The sequence below is a fragment of the uncultured Salinicola sp. genome (assembly GCF_937921195.1).
Classification (GTDB): Bacteria; Pseudomonadota; Gammaproteobacteria; order Pseudomonadales; family Halomonadaceae; genus Salinicola.
On sequence record NZ_CALFQK010000099.1, the window covers coordinates 107423 to 121858 of the forward strand.

A 14436-nucleotide genomic window follows, 5' to 3' on the forward strand; every position below is an offset into this window, starting at 1 on the left:
TCACATTCCCCGGCCCATCTGGGCGGCGATGGCCATCTGCTGGCTGGTGTGGCGAATGGTCTCCGTGCGCGGCTCGTTGATGGTGTTCATGCCGCTCAGACGGTCCTTGGCGCTCTTCTCGGCGATACTCATGGACGGGAACTCGTATTTCTCGAGATGGGCACGGATCACCTTGGTGGCCCACCCTCGCTCGTCCTCTCCCGCACCCGACTGCCAGGAGCTGGCCTCGATGACGATCGGTCCGGTCCTGTCGTTCGGGCCGTCGACCCCGTGATAGGTGAATTCACCCGCGATCGGCTCTCTGGTCGCGGAATCGAATCCGAGTACGTCACGCATGTCCTTTGGCACGATCTGCGGTCCGTGGATGTCCTCCTGCGTGTAGAGGCCGTTCTGGAGGGCGTCGCTGCGATCGTCGAGTATGTCTCTCTCGATGCGATCGACCATGGTCTTCTCGATGCCCGCTATCTCGCGTGCGACCATGTTCTCGGGTTCGACCGGTCCGAACGGGGATTCCGTCTCGATGTAGTAGAGACGCCCCGCCCCCTCGGCGATGACGCCATAGGAGTGCTGTGTGCCCCGGGGGTCGAGAAGTTCCGACCTCTTGCGGTAGTCGGTCTCGCCTTCGAGCCTGTAACTGGAATAGTAGGAGGGGGAATCCTGGCTCACTCTCGAGAGCATCACCTCCTCGATCTTCTTCGAGGAGAAGGAGAAGGGATCCTCGTCGGGCTGCCTGTCCCGGGGCGGTGCGATCACGCTGTCACCCGGCCGGTAGTAGCCTCCATGGGCCTCCTGCGAGCGGACCTGCTCGAACATCTCCGGATCGAGTGGGGATTCCGGGCTGTTCACGTAGGAGGCGCTGCGATCGGCATCGCGGTGCATCTCCTGCTTCGCGACGAAGTCGTTGCGGAGTTCGTGCGTGAAGGTCTCCTTGCCGAGGATGAAGTCCCTGGTCTCGTCCTTGGCGAACGGTGCATTCCAGCCGAGGACCCTGCGTGCCGTTTCCATGTCTGAATTGATGCGATTCGACATGTCGGCGGGTGAGAGCTCGAGAAGCGCCTCCTGACGCGGGTGCAGATCGTCGCGCGTGCGAGGATCGCGTCCTTCCGAGGCATCGATCATGAGAGGCAGGTCGATGCGGACGAAATCGTGGGTTCGTCTCGCCTCGCCCGCCTTGGCGTTCGCCATCATGTCGAGATCCTCAAGACGCTCGTATTGACGGATGAAGGTCTTGGCGCTCTGTACCGGATCCACGCGGGCTCTCCTGAATATGTGGTTTCAGGATGGAGTCTACCACATTTTCGCAGGTTGCATCATGTTTTCATGTGGCCTCGAGACTGCGCAGCGCGTCTTCGATACGCCTGCAGGCCGTCTCGAAGTGCTTCTCGTCCTTCTCGATACCGATGAAGCGCTTGCCTTCCAGGATGCAGGCGACACCGGTCGTTCCGGTCCCCATGAAGGAATCGACGATCTCCTCGCCGTTGGTCGTCCGGACGAGGCGCCGCATGATCTCCAGCGGCTTCACCGTCGGATGCCCGAAGGTCTTGGACGGCGCGACCTTGGATTCCTCGGCGATGTTCTCGACGAAACAGGCATCATCGTATGCGTCCGCATCCAGGATCAGGCCCTTTCGACGGTCCATGATCTCTCCGATGGGATGGTATCCGGGATTCCAGCATCGGATGACTGGCTCTACATCTGAAAGCAGACTCTTGTTCCCCAAGGGAAGGGGATTACGCTTGGCGATGAACCCGAGAGCGAATCGGTGGAAGGTGCCGTTGAGGTAAGGCAGGAGGGTGGGCAGCTGGTCGTTCGAGCAGAACACGGATGCCGATCCGCACAGCAGTCCGTTGATGATCGAATGATCGAAGTCGTCGGCGAGACCCTGGTCGGCCAAGTCGTTGAGGTAGGTCCTGCTCTTCCTTAGCTTCCCACCGCCGCTGGTGGCTATGAGATATGGCGGATCCATGATGTCCGCGTCCCTGCGGCCGAGATTGGGGCGTTCCTGGTAGGCATCGCCCAGTATGAGCCTCGCAGGTCCGATGTCGACCACGCGTCGTTCTGACATGTCTTTTCCTTCCTTGCCGCCTTCTATCGACCCGCCTCCTCGTCGGGTCTGACGATGGGGAAGCCGCGTCCTTCATGAGCGGTGTGCTGTATGATCTCGTATTCCTGCCTGTCGCGGTTGTAGATCGCATACTGTCCGTGCGGTCTCTCGCTCGCGGCGCGCTTCCCGTCCTTGGGTACGTCCTTGTGACAGTCGAGTCGCTGCGGGCTGCGCACCCACCGCTCGACGAGCTCCAGTTCGAGATCACGGGCCTCGAACTCGTAGGCGTTGTCGTGGGCATCGGAGCCATTGGCATAGCTGTATGCCGCGCTGGCGGCGTAGTCCGGCAGATCCATCCGTCCCGAGGCGTATTGGTCGACATGGACGAGCTCATGGAACATCAGTCGCTCGTTCATGCCGTTGAGACCCTCGGTGGCGTCGGGCACTCGCACGTAGATCTCGTTGCGTCTCGTGATGGCGGCGGCTCCCCGCGCGAAGGCCATCTCGGTGATGATGTCGGGTTCGATCTTGAAGTAGGGATTTATCCTGACGGTGGACCAGTCGGCATTTGGCAGGATGTCGCGTTGCTCGTCGAGGAAGGCGATCAGACACGGGTTGAGGGGTGTGCCGGCCTTGTTGATGCCGATGATGTCCACGGGACGGGCTCCGTCCGAAGGCATCTCGTAGGAGACGACGGCATTCTTGATCTTGGGTGCGAACCGCGGCTTGGCCATCCGCTCCACCACCCAATAGGCACCGGCTGCTCCCCCGATCGCACCGCCGATGGTGCCGGTCAGGGCCGCGCAGGCGATCGCGAGGACTATCAGCCCCCTGCTCCGCCGTCGTGGCCTGATCTGGCTCTTCATGGTCTTCTCCTGTGTCCATTTTAGGATGGATCACCGGAAAAGGGAAACGCTGGCTATGCGAGGCGGAACCGGACCGGGCTTTCGGGATCTATGTCGATGATGGCCTCCCTTATGGCGTCTTCCGAGGCCTTCCTGGCGCTGTCGTCGGAGCGATAGGATTCCATGAGATCGAACGCCTGGCTCATACCTCGTTCCTTGTCCCAGTTGTCCGTGATGTGGATATCCTCTGCGAGCCGCCGGATGCGCTCGTCCCGGGAGGGGGTCAGTTTCCACATGCGTTCGCGATCCGTGTGCATCCAGGGACGCCCGTCGAATAGCCTGTAGGTCAGGCAGGTGTTCGCCGGGACACCGCTGGGCATGACCCGGTCCCAGTCCTCGCGCCGTCGGCTCCAGTCGGCGGCGCTGACGTCCTCCGGGCGGTCGGTGGAGTTCTGCCAGTGATGGTCCTCCAGTGCGAGTTCCGTCTTCAGGAGCTCCACCATCTCCTTTTGTTCGCAGTTGGGAATGAGGAGCGTGCATTCGCCGTCGGGAAAGAGCCAGACGTCGAATGAGGTGTCGACATTCGGATCACGGTATCCGCTCTTGGCGATATCGAGGAATCGCTGATCTATCTCACGGAACACGTCCGAAGCGATGTCCCGTGCGACCATGGGTGTCTCTGGCGGCTCGATCCTGCCGACGCTGATCCTGTCGAACCGATCGGCCGTCGCCTTCGCGATCTCGCTGTCGATCTTCCTGCCGCCGATCTCGGCGATGACGTCTCTCATGCCCATGAGGATCTGATGGACCCGGACCACTCCCAGTCCGGCTCGGTAGCCTCCGATGTAGGTGCTCATGCGGCTGCTCCGTATATCTCGTCGGGGGAGGGAAGGGCGATGTCCTTCGCGTAGTCGATCGATATGTGCCCTCCGGGGGATTTCAACCTGATCTGAGGTCCTCCGTGGTCCTCTAGACCGACCTGTCTATCGGCCTTGAGGATGGAGAGCACGCGTCTCATCGTGCGTGCGTCGAACATGGAGAGATGGGTCATCACTCCGTCCTCCGCCCGCATGAAGTATCCATCGGGTCCGATGAGCTCCCTCAGGTCATCCATGACCTGATCATCGCTGTCCTCTGTTCCTTCGGGTATCTCCAGCGCCACGTTCTCGATGCTGGACCTCAGTCTCATGCGGTGGTTGGGGTTGGAGCCGATCGACGGCGGATCGCGCTCGGCCTTGGAGACGCGGATCATCTGTTCCTCTGCTCCTGGGACACCCAGATAGACCGACAACGGCCTGCCCTTGGCCCCGGACACGATCGTCTCGCCGTATTCGCCTTTCACGATCGTGGTGGCACCCTTGTCGTCCTCGGCATAGGAATGACCTCCGGCGAAATCGATGGCGACGAGTATCTGCCGGTGCTCCGCCCGCCGGTCGAAGACCACCTTGCTGATACCGTCCTTCTCGAAGAGGATGCCGTCGAGAGACAGGGCGGGGTATCCGTAGGACGTGTCGCCCCAGTATCTCTCCTCCATCCTCGCGTGCCAGTCCCTCAGCAGATCGAGGCCCTCCTTCTTGATGCGGTGGAGGATCGCCTGGCCGACGGTGCTTATCGCGATCGCCTTGCGCTCCTCGTCGGTGGGGGCGGGGCAGTTTCTCTCGAAGTATCCGTAGGCGTCCTTGATCTGGGGCACGATGTCCTTCTCGCCGTCGATTCTCTTCGTGACGGTCTCGACGCGTCCGCGGCGGTAAGTCGTGGCATGGAGCCTGATGTCCTTCCGCATGTAGACGATCTCTATCTCTATCTCGCATGAATCCGGTCGCGGAACCAGTTCGTCGAGCCATTTGTGCCAATCGAATTCCGACAGCCCCACCTGATCCCTGAGGCAGGATTGTTCCGGAAAATCCTTGCCGGAGAAGGGGAAAGGGCCTCTGGTGCCCTGATAGCGTTGATCGCCGAAGTCGACCTCATCCGGAATGGCAGTGCCGGGTGGAAAGGCGAAATGGAAGCGTCTGCCGTTCTCGCCGACCACGCGCACCCAGGAGAACCCGCGTTCTTCGCCTTTCGGAAGGTCCTTGGTCTGATAGGCCATGTCTGGTTCCTTTTCCGGAACCCCCGGTATCATTGGGGGTTGGATTTCGAGATGGGAGGAGGCGTCACGGGCCTTCTCGAGCTCGACGCCTTCTCGTCAAACGGAAGGAATCGTGAAGATGGGTGTTCTGCTTCTTGCCGCTGCGGGCGGCGCCATAGGCTACATGGCGTGGGCTGTTCTTGGATATCGCAGGCACATGCTGCTCAACATCGCCATGGGCATGCTCGGATCGCTCTTGGCGACCTTGGTCCTCATACCCTATTTCGGAATGCCGGTGCTGTTCGGGGGAGACATATCGGTCGCCTCCTTCTTCGTAGCCCTTATCGGCTCCGTCGTGACGGTCGGAGGACTGAACCTCTCCATTCTGCGGGTCAGGACCTAGGCGAAGGCTCCGAGCAGCCAGAGGCCGAGCATGTAGGCAGCGAAGTTGGTGATGCCGGCGATGGCCATGGCCTTGGGTCCGTATCCCCTGAAGGCAAGGGCGACGGGAACGCTGAGGACCGCGCTCATGAGGATCGTCAGGTAGATCACGCAGCGCGATCCAGTGTGAGGCGATCCGTGATCATGGGCATGGTCCTCGTCCAGTCGATGACGCATTCGTCCACTGCCGATGAGAGACCGTCCCAGTAGGCCGTCATTATCTCCGGCCACGAGTCAGGATCGGGGACCGTGAGATCGACTCCTGCGGCCAGGTATCCGTCACGAAGCCGTTCCATGCGGGCTTCGTATCCCGGTTGGTAGCACGAACCTTCCTGCGGTATCGCTCGATGCGCATAGTGGAACGGTATTCCCGCATGAAGTCGACGCGCCTCCTGAAGGAGCCTTGTCATGACGCGTTGTCCGCGAACGGAGGGGACGACGTGGATCGACTTTCCCATGATGAGACCGCAGCTCGGTCGGGAGCCGGTGACGGCGTCGGCCCTGATCATGGCCCCGACGATCTCCCGACCTTCCTCGTCGACCTGGGATACGGTGTCCAGATCATCGCCGTCCATGCCGTCGAGGGTGAATTTCGGGGAGGCGTAGCGCAGCATCACCATCCGTCCCAGACGTAGACCATCGCGGTCCTCGTGGAATGCGCGAAGCGCGTTACCGCCGAGGCAGGCCTCGGCCTCACCGGCATCGGCATGTGCCGTGATCACGATGTGCTGGATGCAAGGCAGTTCCGAATCCGGCTGGCATTCGGTCCTGCACCATACCTCGCTCATGTCAGTCTTCCATCTCGATTTCGTCCACATCGTCTTCCCAGGGTTTCTCGGTGACGATGTATCCGAGCCGGTTCACGTGGTGTCGACCGGGAGAGATCGCCGTGAACTCTCCGTCATCGACGACGGTCCAGACATGCCTCTCACCGCATCCTTCCAGATATTGCGCATCTCCCGGACCGCTTCCATCGACGAGGGTGCATCCGTCGCCGAAATCGAATCCGCTACCGGGACGCGGTGCCGGCTTCGGCCGATACTGCTCGATCCAGTCGTCTTCCTTGATGATCCTGCCCATTTTCCATTCCTTCAGAACTGTGCCCGTGGATCGTCCGTGTCCACTTCACTCCTTGTCGGGTCTCAGGGCCCGACTGCGTGTCCGCTGCATACCGACAGCCGCTTCTTTCTCGGTCGGAAGCTGCGGTGCAGGGTCGACGGCTTCGGTCATCCGTTCCTCCGGGCGTATGGCCCTCGAATGCAGCCGTGCCCTCTCGACGGCCGTCAATGTCGACACGGATATCTCTCCGCCTTCGGCGAGTGCGACGCGTGTATCGATTCTGTCCTGCACACTCATGGCGGCCGGCTCGGCATCCGTATTGACAGGTACCGGTGCCGGCCGGGCCACCGCGAGGACGGCACTCGAGCCGCCCACTTCCCTTGCAAGATCCGCGGTCATCAGGGATGCTGCGTAGGATGTCCCCGTGACGTGCTTGATCCTGCCGGTCGATGTGCGGCTTGCGACCCGCTCACCGCGGCGCCAACGCAGAAGGGGCTCGTCCCTGCTGTCATCGCGGGCACTGAAGAACGAGCGGGAGTCGCCCCTTCCCAGGGATCCGACTATGTGGATATTGCTGGGATTGCGGCGAGCAAGAGGAAGAAGCGGAGATGATCCGCCCTCGTTGCCGGCACACATGACGATGTGCATCCCCCTGTCCGCCAGCTCGGCGAGCGCGTTCTCCAGTGCCGGATCTATCCGTCCGTAACTGGATATCTGGATTATGTCGGCACCCTGCCTGGATGCGTGGACCGCCGCCCGCGCGAGTGTCGCCGTGCTGATCTCGCAGCGGACCTCCTCGACGCATGACTTCTCGACCCTGTAGGAGAGTATCTCGACCGGTCGATCGTATTGCTCGAGGATTGCGTTGGTGACCCATGTGCCGTGCTCTGATCTGTATGACCCCTCCTGCTGTTCGGATATCTCTTGTCCGGGTCTGGCATCGAAATAGCGCACGCTGGCATGCTCGTATGAATCGGGGATCTTCGCACCGGTGTCGAGGACGGCTATTCTGACGATGCCATCGCCTTCGGAGGATGCATGTGCCTGGGCATGGATGATCGAGGGCCATCCGATGAGCAGCAGCATGAGGGCGATCAGAGAGCGCATCGTCTCGTTTTAGGATGATGGTCGCGATGCACAAAGCATCCGGGATCAGTTATGGGTGATCCAGTCGATCTCGAGTTCCTCGGTGATGTCGACCGCCGTCGCCCTTCCTGCGGAGAGAACCCTCAGTCTCGTCTCGGGTGTCGGCCTCAGACCGGTCATCTCGCCTTCCACTCCGGTCCCGTCATCATCATTGCTGCTCATCACCATGATGGTCTTTCCCTCCTCGATCGGAAGGGAGACATTGGCGACGAGGACCTCTTCGTCGGTCTCCACCGTGACGAAGATGCATTCCCGAGATTCGGGATGCCCGGATATGGAGAAGCCTTCGCGGTCGAACCGCCTCTGGAGGCGCCTCATCTCCCTCTCGGATTTCCTCGATGTGTCGAGATGCCACCCTTCGCTGACCAGGCCGCTCATGCGCGCACCCGTGACTGCGGCGAGGATCTGCATGACCGGGACGAAGGCGTGCTTGTCGTTGGTCGGGTTGCGATAGAGGCGCGACCACCTGTCGTCGTCCATGAGCGAAGAGAGGGCTCCGTAGAGATTGAAGTCCCCCTCCACCTTGCGCGATATGGCGTCACGCATGAGCATGATGCAGAACGCCTTGACCTGCGGAGAGGCGTTGCTCGCCTCTATACGGTCGATTATGTCGGTCCGGTCATCCTTCATCGATTTCGCTCGTGTCCACGCGGTGGCTTCCCATTCTGATCCTGGCCCTTATCCCGAGCCCCTTCGGGGTGATGCTCGTTATGACCATGTCGTCCGCCACAAGGGGATGATCGATGAGCGCACGCAGTGGCTTTCCCTTCAGGCCTCTGACGGATACCTCCGGGACATCGATGTTGTCGATGCTTATCGAGCCCGTCGTGATCCTCATGTCCTTGCCTATGTGCACCTCGGCCTCGAGACGTCCGTCCTTGACGAACATCCGGACCTTCGTCGGCGGATCGGTGGGAAGGTGGAAAACCTCGCTCTTCGTGCCGCCTCCGTGGTCGGAACTCAGCGGGATCGGCTTCAGCCCCTGGGACTCGACGAGCTGACGGACGAGGGATGTCTGCATGAGGCCCCCGTTCTTCTCGATCTGCGCTCGCCGTTTCGCTTCGGCGGATATGTCACCCTCCCGCATGCCGCTTCCGAACGAGGATATCGAGGCCTTCCAGGGGTCGTCTGGATCCCCGCCATGGAAGCGCACCTGATCGCGTGTTCCGTATTCCTGCATGAGGGTGTTCGTCATGGTGTGCCAGATGTCGAAGGTGAGATCGTCTCCGTTGGCCTTCCTGATGTCGGTTATCCTCGGCTGGATGCCGTGGGAGGCGAAGCTCTCGCGCATGACCCGCTCCGCGTGCTTCCTGCCTTCCTCCAGCGCCTGATCGGGGTCGGCCGGCATGGCGTTGTCGATCGCACGGATGCGCTCGATTATCTTCCGGGCAGCGTCATGACGTCCGATGCTGTCTGTCCGGAATGTCCTCACCGATCTCGTGCCGCTGGTGTTCCTGATGTATGCATGGATGATCAGGTAGTGCACGTCGATATGGCCCGGATACCGATTGCGATCGCTCATGTGATGGGTTGGCACGACGACCTTGAGACGTTCCTTCTCGACGGGATCGGTCCCGCCTGTCGAGAGCACGGCCTCCCATCCATTGCGTGTGAGGTCGTCCGCCAGCCTCTGTCCCATCTCCCTGGACCAGGAGATCGTCAGCGGCCGCGGGGTCTCGATCTTCTCGCCCTTCTCGTCGATCCATCTCTGCTGCCCCGCAGTGGTGATGCAGTTGGCGCTGAAGTTCATCCAGTAGCGGGTGTTGAAGACCTCCTTGGAGATCGCAGTCCGCGAGAAGGGGTCCGAAGGATCGTGCCTCTCGAGTCTTGCGAGATCAACGGCGGGAATGGAGAAACCGGCTGCGTTGCGCGCGATATCCATCATTCCCGCGATCGCGGGTGACTGCTGGTCCATGGTTTCTCCGTTGCTGGTGTTCAGGCGTGCTGCATGGCGGCGCGTGAGGCCGCCTGGGCCGCGGCGAGCTCATGGGGTTGGGCATGCATCCGGTATCCGAAGCGACGCTGTTTGCCCTCGCGCTCACTGATGGGCTCGAAGGATATGCATCTTCCGAGACGTATGTCCGAGACGGCCTCGGGATTGAATACGGCGATGCATGTGCCGTCCAGATGCCTGGCGCTCGGATAGATTATGCCGTCGCACACCTCGCGGGCCTTCGCCGCCATGCGATGTCCGGCCGGATATCCCTTCTCCGTGTCCGGATGGAGCGCCATCTCCCATGTGCCCCGCAGATCGAGGAACCTGCCGGACACCTTGGCGCTGACCGCCCGGTAGACCCGGGTCTTGTCGAACGGGACACCCTCGTCATTGTCGAGGTGCCAGCGGATCTCCTCGATCGCGGCCGGAAGAGTGGTGCCGGCGTAGTAGACGCCCTTGTCGCCCACGTCGTTGAAGCGGTTGCGGACCATGGTCGAGTAGTGGAAGGAGTCCATCACCTTCCTCGAGAGGGCGGGACTTGCCTTCCTGCTGCGCGTTCCCGGACCTTCGAGGGGAATCGATCCGAGATCGAAGGCCTGCCCTTCGATGACGTTCCCGTGTTCGACGAGACGCAGGCGAGGCTCTAGGATCGCTGCGGGTATGAGACGCACCGTGGTCTGGTCCTTGAGGACCGTGATCGAGGCGTCCCGTCCCTTCAGTGGCTGGCCCTGCCGATTGCGGCCTGCAGGACGCGGGAGAGTCCGTCGTGATTGTCGTTCGAGATGATCGAGAGCGGTGTGTCCGACCGCCCCGGGAGCACGGCATGGAACCATTTTACCATGCTCGGAACCGTGTAGCAGGAGAGCAGCATGGACTGGATGGCGCAGAGTCTCTCCACCTTCGGCATGGATCGGCTGGGGATCACGACGGGAATGCCGTCGGCCTGTCTGCGGAGGGTATTCACGAGGTCGGGGTCCATGTCCAGGACCTCACCCGCCTGCTCCGCTGTGAGGCCGAGGTGACGGGTGAGGAGCTCGACGCAGCTCCTTGCCATGCGATCCGTGCTTATCGGGTTTCCCATGGATGCGAATTGTCCAGCATCCATGGCCACTTGTGAAGGGAATTCTGTGATATTCATCCTGTTTTTTCCTCTCGTGAGGTGGACCACCTGGTCTATTCCTTGTCGGGAACCGGTATTCCTGAAGGGAAGTGCACCTGCGGGATCTCGATCTTGATGGCCGTGCGATCGGCGGCGTGGGTCTTGCATTCCTCGATGACGACGTCTCCGGGAACCCATGGATGCTGGATGATGTCACCCAGCCGCGAACCGATGGCCTTCTGTATGAAGGTCTGCGGCAGATGGCCCGATACGAGCATCCTGTTCCTGTTGAAGGTGGCGTTGTGAGATATTCTCACCCTTCCGGAGATGACGCCGTCCTTGACCTTGAGGGTCTCGATGGCCTCCGGGACGTTCAGTCCGCGGTCGGCCAATTCCTTGTTCCGGTATTCGGGCACGTAGCGTCGGTCCCGTCCGGCCTGATCGCGGATGAATTCGGTGAGCTTGCGCTTCTCCCTCGCGGTCATGGCCCCGAGGGCGGCGTGCATGATCGTATCGATGACGTGTCCGTCCTGACGTCTCGCGATTCGTCGTGCCTGTGCATTCGCCTCTCGGTTGAGGCTCTGGAAGTTGCGGGCGGTGTATCTCGAGACGCCGTGTTCCAGATGGAAGACCGCCTCGCAGTCATTGAGGGTGGTGTCGACCATTCTGATCAGAGCCTCGACCGAGATGCTCTCCCTGCCGACCTGCGTCGGGTGATACCGGAGAAGCTCCATGCCGGTTCCCGTGAGGGTCCTGTCGATCCTGTCCGTAAGATCCCTCATCATGCCCGACGCACGGGCGGGCGAGGTCATGAGTTCGGCGATGGTCTCTCCGTATGCCTCCCACAGGACCTGCTCGGGAATTCGCGCGGACTTCCTCTGGAATGCCTGGATGGAGAGCGGTCTGGTGCGGAAAGGGGCCTTCAGGAGGCCGGCGCGGCAGGTGACGTCCATGTATCCGTATGATCCGACGATGACGACGATGTCACCGTCCTCGAATTCATGCTGGACACCGGATCGCCTGCCTATCGCCGTGGCGATGCGCCGGGCTATCCTCCTCTCTTCGGCCTTCATCGGCCTTTCGGGGAAGCTCGGGCCGTTTCCGAATTCGAGCGTCGTGGGTTCATCCATCGGACATGGACCTTCGCCATTCCGAGATGTCGCGATCGAAGATTCGGTCCCTGGGATCCTCGTCGAGCCAACGGGTGAGGACGCCGCCGAACCGTTCGTCCTTCTGGACGGTCGCGGTCGCTGCGATGCGGTTGTTCACGCGCAGTGAAAGAAGAAGGCCTCCGCCCGGGATTTCCTGCTGGCTGATGGTCTTATCCCAGATCTGGGGAAGGACGGTCATCAGTCCATCGATCCAGTCCGCGGCCGCCTGCTGCAGATCGCGATCGGGATCTCCTTCGATTCTCTCGAACATCGGCATGGTCCAATCCTCGGCGAAGAGGCCATGTAGATCCGACAGGGTGACGTCCCGTTCCAGTGTGTCGGCCAGATGGTCGAGGACCTCCTCATCGGTCAGTCCGTGTTCGATCATGTCGGCGATGGTGGCCCGCTGCCAGCTTGCGTCCCATTCGGCGCCGTCCTCGCCGGCGTCGTGCCAGGCTATACCCGTGCCGATCCAGATGCCGTGCCTCAGGGGCGTTCCCCACATCTCGTCGGCGATGGTGTCGTTCCAGTAGAGCCTGGACCCCGAGACGTGGAGGACGGCGTAGCCGTTGTCCGGCCGTTCGAGAGTGCCGGTGTCCATGACGAGGACTATGACGCGGTCCGTCTCGTGCTTTGCGATGCAGAAGCCGAGTTCCATCTCGAGATCGTCGTAGCCGCCCAGGGGCCACGCGCTCATGCGGAACGGGCCGGTCTGGATGCCCAGCACCTCCTCGGCCTGCTTCCTGGTCATGCCGGTGTCGACCGCCTCGCCTTCGGTGAGTATGACCCTGTCGATGTCGTCATCGAGCGTATGACTGGGACGCAGTAGGATGATCGAGCCTTCGGGATACCTCATGAGGATGGGTTCCTCGTCCCTCGTGCGGACGGCGAAATCGACATGGAGACGCAGCGTGGAGAGATCGTCTCCGTCTTCCGGGTGTTCATCGTCCGTGATGAGTTCGAGACGCGCATGCCCCTCGTCATCGCGGCTCCCGACCTCGAACAGGAAGGCATGGTTCGTATGCCGACTGTCCTTGAGGATGGTGTATATGCCGGAGAGGTTCTCCTCCGGAACGTCCGGCAGCGCATGCGTCCATACCGCCTGGCGCCCATGGCTGGAGAGAGTGCCGCTCGGCAGATCCATGGTCATGTGGGGATCGCTGCGCTTCATGAGCCGGATCATCTCGTCCTCGTATGCGACGATGTCCCAGACGGAGAACTCCGGTCTCCAAGGGCTTCCCTCGTCGACGAGAATCGGCATTCCCGTCTTCGGCTCGTCGATCTTCCTTCTGAGCGTCATTGGTCCTTGTCCCTTTCCGTGAGGTATTCCGATAGCGCCCCTCCGAGCGCGACGATGCAGAGCGCGATCGGGATAATGGCCGCGGGCGAGCCGGTCACGAGCAGTGCCACGGAGGCGAGGAGGACGACGAGTGCGAATGCGATGACACACTGCTTCACTGTTCTCTTCATCTTCCCTTTTCCTCTCTGGAGCCGCCCTCCCGGAATCAGTCCTTGTCGGGCCAGATGCTCTCGATGCCCTTTCGCCTGATGGTCTTGACCGGGACGCTTTTTCCCGTCCGATGATCTATGACCATTCCCTCCTGGAATCGCCACGTCCGGATGCGCTCTCCCGATCGTGATCCGCTCCCCGCCTGGGCGCGACGGTCATCGTCAATGCGAGCGCGATGACTACTGCGTTCTCCTTCCGCAAGACGGATCTCGAGAAGGCGCAGGGCCTCGCGCTCGTTGTCCTTGCGCGAGCGGCCGTTGGCGCTGACGCTCGTTCCGGTGGGAACATGGGTCAGCTCGAGGCAGTTCTGGGTCTTGTTGCGGTGCTGGCCGCCGGCGCCCGTGCCGGAATGCCATCTCCTGGCGAGATCCCGGTCCTCGAGACGCGTGGATGTCCTGCTCTCGTCGAGGATGGCGACGCTCACGGTGCTCGTGTGCACGCGTCCACCGCGCTCGGTGACCGGGACGCGCTGGACGCGCTGCATGCCCGTCTCGTGACGGAAGCCTTCGGGAAGGCGCTCTGCGCTGATCGTGATGGGCGTGGATTCCCGCTCCACGCGGTGCGGTCAACCGATGGTGGTCAGATGGCTCGAGTAGATGTCGGCCAGTTCGGCGGCGAAGAGGCCGGCGTCAGCGCCGCCCTCGCCTGCATGGATCTCGATGGTCTTCATGATGGATGTCCTTCTTCATATGGAGCTGGTGGACGCGGTGGGACTCGAACCCACGACCTTGGTGTTAAAAGCACCCTGCTCTGCACTACTGAGCTACGCGTCCTTCCGGCATCGACAGGCATCTGCCTGCATCATGTGAAGCTGGTGGACGCGGAGGGACTCGAACCCCCGACACGCGGATTAAGAGTCCGCTGTTCTACCCACTGAACTACGCGTCCATGCGCATTCGCAGGCGGAGATGGTTCGCCTGCGTCAGTGTGTCCCGCGTTTTCGAAGAAGATATGCCATCGTAATTCTCTCTTTGGCTGGTGCCGGGAGTGGGGTTCGAGACCACGACCTCTGGGTTTTCAAGCCAGCGCTCTTACCGTCTGAGCTACCCCGGCGATGCCGAGGCCTGATCATGTTTCGTGGTGGTGGCGGTGGGAAGGATCGAACTTCCGACCTTGGGATTATGATTCCCCTGC

General features: G+C 61.5%; 18 protein-coding genes, 3 tRNA genes and 1 pseudogene. 1 reads left to right on the top strand and 21 read right to left on the bottom strand.

The window, feature by feature from the left end:
* From Q0602_RS10080 to Q0602_RS10100, 5 genes are all read right to left on the bottom strand, one after another.
* Entirely contained in the window at positions 1 to 1251 is a 1251-nt protein-coding gene (locus tag Q0602_RS10080; protein WP_298842422.1) for a hypothetical protein, read from the bottom strand.
* Positions 1252 to 1318: 67 nt separating this feature from the next.
* The gene (locus tag Q0602_RS10085) at positions 1319 to 2065 is read right to left on the bottom strand and encodes a site-specific DNA-methyltransferase (RefSeq protein ID WP_298842425.1); all 747 of its coding nucleotides are present in this window, start codon (positions 2063 to 2065) and stop codon (positions 1319 to 1321) included.
* Between the two features lie 23 nt (positions 2066 to 2088).
* Complete coding sequence (locus Q0602_RS10090) at positions 2089 to 2910, bottom strand: DUF4157 domain-containing protein (protein WP_298842428.1); 822 nt, start codon at positions 2908 to 2910, stop codon at positions 2089 to 2091.
* Positions 2911 to 2963: 53 nt separating this feature from the next.
* Entirely contained in the window at positions 2964 to 3746 is a 783-nt protein-coding gene (locus Q0602_RS10095; RefSeq protein ID WP_298842431.1) for a hypothetical protein, read from the bottom strand.
* The gene (locus Q0602_RS10100) at positions 3743 to 4981 is read right to left on the bottom strand and encodes a hypothetical protein (RefSeq protein ID WP_298842434.1); all 1239 of its coding nucleotides are present in this window, start codon (positions 4979 to 4981) and stop codon (positions 3743 to 3745) included. The genes Q0602_RS10095 and Q0602_RS10100 overlap by 4 nt, the downstream gene beginning before the upstream one ends.
* Before the next feature lie 118 nt (positions 4982 to 5099).
* Here Q0602_RS10100 and Q0602_RS10105 point away from each other — a divergent pair, with 118 nt between their 5' ends.
* Positions 5100 to 5363, top strand: coding sequence for a hypothetical protein (locus Q0602_RS10105; RefSeq protein ID WP_298842437.1), 264 nt, complete (start codon positions 5100 to 5102; stop codon positions 5361 to 5363).
* On the opposite strand, the gene Q0602_RS10110 is transcribed toward Q0602_RS10105, so the two are convergent.
* From Q0602_RS10110 to Q0602_RS10185, 16 genes and pseudogenes are all read right to left on the bottom strand, one after another.
* Positions 5360 to 5512: a hypothetical protein gene (locus Q0602_RS10110; RefSeq protein ID WP_298842439.1), complete on the bottom strand. Its 153-nt coding sequence runs from the start codon at positions 5510 to 5512 to the stop codon at positions 5360 to 5362. The genes Q0602_RS10105 and Q0602_RS10110 overlap by 4 nt on opposite strands.
* Entirely contained in the window at positions 5509 to 6189 is a 681-nt protein-coding gene (locus Q0602_RS10115; protein ID WP_298842442.1) for a hypothetical protein, read from the bottom strand. The genes Q0602_RS10110 and Q0602_RS10115 overlap by 4 nt, the downstream gene beginning before the upstream one ends.
* A 1-nt stretch (position 6190) precedes the next feature.
* The gene (locus Q0602_RS10120; protein WP_298842444.1) at positions 6191 to 6481 is read right to left on the bottom strand and encodes a hypothetical protein; all 291 of its coding nucleotides are present in this window, start codon (positions 6479 to 6481) and stop codon (positions 6191 to 6193) included.
* Between the two features lie 45 nt (positions 6482 to 6526).
* The gene (locus tag Q0602_RS10125; RefSeq protein ID WP_298842447.1) at positions 6527 to 7546 is read right to left on the bottom strand and encodes a S8 family serine peptidase; all 1020 of its coding nucleotides are present in this window, start codon (positions 7544 to 7546) and stop codon (positions 6527 to 6529) included.
* 66 nt (positions 7547 to 7612) lie between these two features.
* Positions 7613 to 8236, bottom strand: coding sequence for a hypothetical protein (locus Q0602_RS10130; protein ID WP_298842451.1), 624 nt, complete (start codon positions 8234 to 8236; stop codon positions 7613 to 7615).
* The gene (locus Q0602_RS10135; protein ID WP_298842454.1) at positions 8226 to 9521 is read right to left on the bottom strand and encodes a hypothetical protein; all 1296 of its coding nucleotides are present in this window, start codon (positions 9519 to 9521) and stop codon (positions 8226 to 8228) included. Before Q0602_RS10135 ends, Q0602_RS10130 begins: the two co-directional genes overlap by 11 nt.
* Before the next feature lie 20 nt (positions 9522 to 9541).
* Positions 9542 to 10213 (bottom strand): RES family NAD+ phosphorylase, encoded by a 672-nt coding sequence (locus Q0602_RS10140; RefSeq protein ID WP_298842457.1) that lies wholly within the window; start codon positions 10211 to 10213, stop codon positions 9542 to 9544.
* Positions 10214 to 10257: 44 nt separating this feature from the next.
* On the bottom strand, positions 10258 to 10623 hold the full coding sequence (locus Q0602_RS10145; protein WP_298842460.1) for a hypothetical protein: 366 nt from the start codon (positions 10621 to 10623) through the stop codon (positions 10258 to 10260).
* A gap of 92 nt (positions 10624 to 10715) precedes the next feature.
* On the bottom strand, positions 10716 to 11771 hold the full coding sequence (locus tag Q0602_RS10150) for a hypothetical protein (protein ID WP_298842463.1): 1056 nt from the start codon (positions 11769 to 11771) through the stop codon (positions 10716 to 10718).
* On the bottom strand, positions 11764 to 13092 hold the full coding sequence (locus Q0602_RS10155; protein ID WP_298842466.1) for a hypothetical protein: 1329 nt from the start codon (positions 13090 to 13092) through the stop codon (positions 11764 to 11766). The genes Q0602_RS10150 and Q0602_RS10155 overlap by 8 nt, the downstream gene beginning before the upstream one ends.
* Positions 13089 to 13262 (bottom strand): hypothetical protein, encoded by a 174-nt coding sequence (locus Q0602_RS10160; RefSeq protein WP_298842469.1) that lies wholly within the window; start codon positions 13260 to 13262, stop codon positions 13089 to 13091. Before Q0602_RS10160 ends, Q0602_RS10155 begins: the two co-directional genes overlap by 4 nt.
* A gap of 35 nt (positions 13263 to 13297) precedes the next feature.
* Positions 13298 to 13741 (bottom strand): peptide chain release factor-like protein, encoded by a 444-nt coding sequence (locus tag Q0602_RS10165; RefSeq protein ID WP_298842485.1) that lies wholly within the window; start codon positions 13739 to 13741, stop codon positions 13298 to 13300.
* Positions 13730 to 13972 (bottom strand): annotated as a pseudogene (locus Q0602_RS10170) (PCRF domain-containing protein); the annotation flags it as partial. The pseudogene Q0602_RS10170 and the gene Q0602_RS10165, both read right to left, overlap by 12 nt.
* Before the next feature lie 26 nt (positions 13973 to 13998).
* Positions 13999 to 14075, bottom strand: a tRNA-Lys gene (locus Q0602_RS10175).
* Between the two features lie 39 nt (positions 14076 to 14114).
* Positions 14115 to 14190 (bottom strand) — tRNA-Lys (locus tag Q0602_RS10180).
* Positions 14191 to 14278: 88 nt separating this feature from the next.
* A tRNA-Phe gene (locus Q0602_RS10185) sits at positions 14279 to 14355 on the bottom strand.
* Positions 14356 to 14436: the final 81 nt, after the last annotated feature.

Excerpts from the sequence above, each read along its gene's own strand:
- Q0602_RS10085 (WP_298842425.1), bottom strand. The coding sequence starts at position 2,065 with ATGTCAGAACGACGCGTGGTCGACATCGGACCTGCGAGGCTCATACTG.
- Q0602_RS10090 (WP_298842428.1), bottom strand. The coding sequence starts at position 2,910 with ATGAAGAGCCAGATCAGGCCACGACGGCGGAGCAGGGGGCTGATAGTC.
- Q0602_RS10095 (WP_298842431.1), bottom strand. The coding sequence starts at position 3,746 with ATGAGCACCTACATCGGAGGCTACCGAGCCGGACTGGGAGTGGTCCGG.
- Q0602_RS10100 (WP_298842434.1), bottom strand. The coding sequence starts at position 4,981 with ATGGCCTATCAGACCAAGGACCTTCCGAAAGGCGAAGAACGCGGGTTC.
- Q0602_RS10105 (WP_298842437.1), top strand. The coding sequence starts at position 5,100 with ATGGGTGTTCTGCTTCTTGCCGCTGCGGGCGGCGCCATAGGCTACATG.
- Q0602_RS10115 (WP_298842442.1), bottom strand. The coding sequence starts at position 6,189 with ATGAGCGAGGTATGGTGCAGGACCGAATGCCAGCCGGATTCGGAACTG.
- Q0602_RS10120 (WP_298842444.1), bottom strand. The coding sequence starts at position 6,481 with ATGGGCAGGATCATCAAGGAAGACGACTGGATCGAGCAGTATCGGCCG.
- Q0602_RS10125 (WP_298842447.1), bottom strand. The coding sequence starts at position 7,546 with ATGCTGCTGCTCATCGGATGGCCCTCGATCATCCATGCCCAGGCACAT.
- Q0602_RS10130 (WP_298842451.1), bottom strand. The coding sequence starts at position 8,236 with ATGAAGGATGACCGGACCGACATAATCGACCGTATAGAGGCGAGCAAC.
- Q0602_RS10135 (WP_298842454.1), bottom strand. The coding sequence starts at position 9,521 with ATGGACCAGCAGTCACCCGCGATCGCGGGAATGATGGATATCGCGCGC.
- Q0602_RS10145 (WP_298842460.1), bottom strand. The coding sequence starts at position 10,623 with ATGGGAAACCCGATAAGCACGGATCGCATGGCAAGGAGCTGCGTCGAG.
- Q0602_RS10150 (WP_298842463.1), bottom strand. The coding sequence starts at position 11,771 with ATGGATGAACCCACGACGCTCGAATTCGGAAACGGCCCGAGCTTCCCC.
- Q0602_RS10155 (WP_298842466.1), bottom strand. The coding sequence starts at position 13,092 with ATGACGCTCAGAAGGAAGATCGACGAGCCGAAGACGGGAATGCCGATT.
- Q0602_RS10160 (WP_298842469.1), bottom strand. The coding sequence starts at position 13,262 with ATGAAGAGAACAGTGAAGCAGTGTGTCATCGCATTCGCACTCGTCGTC.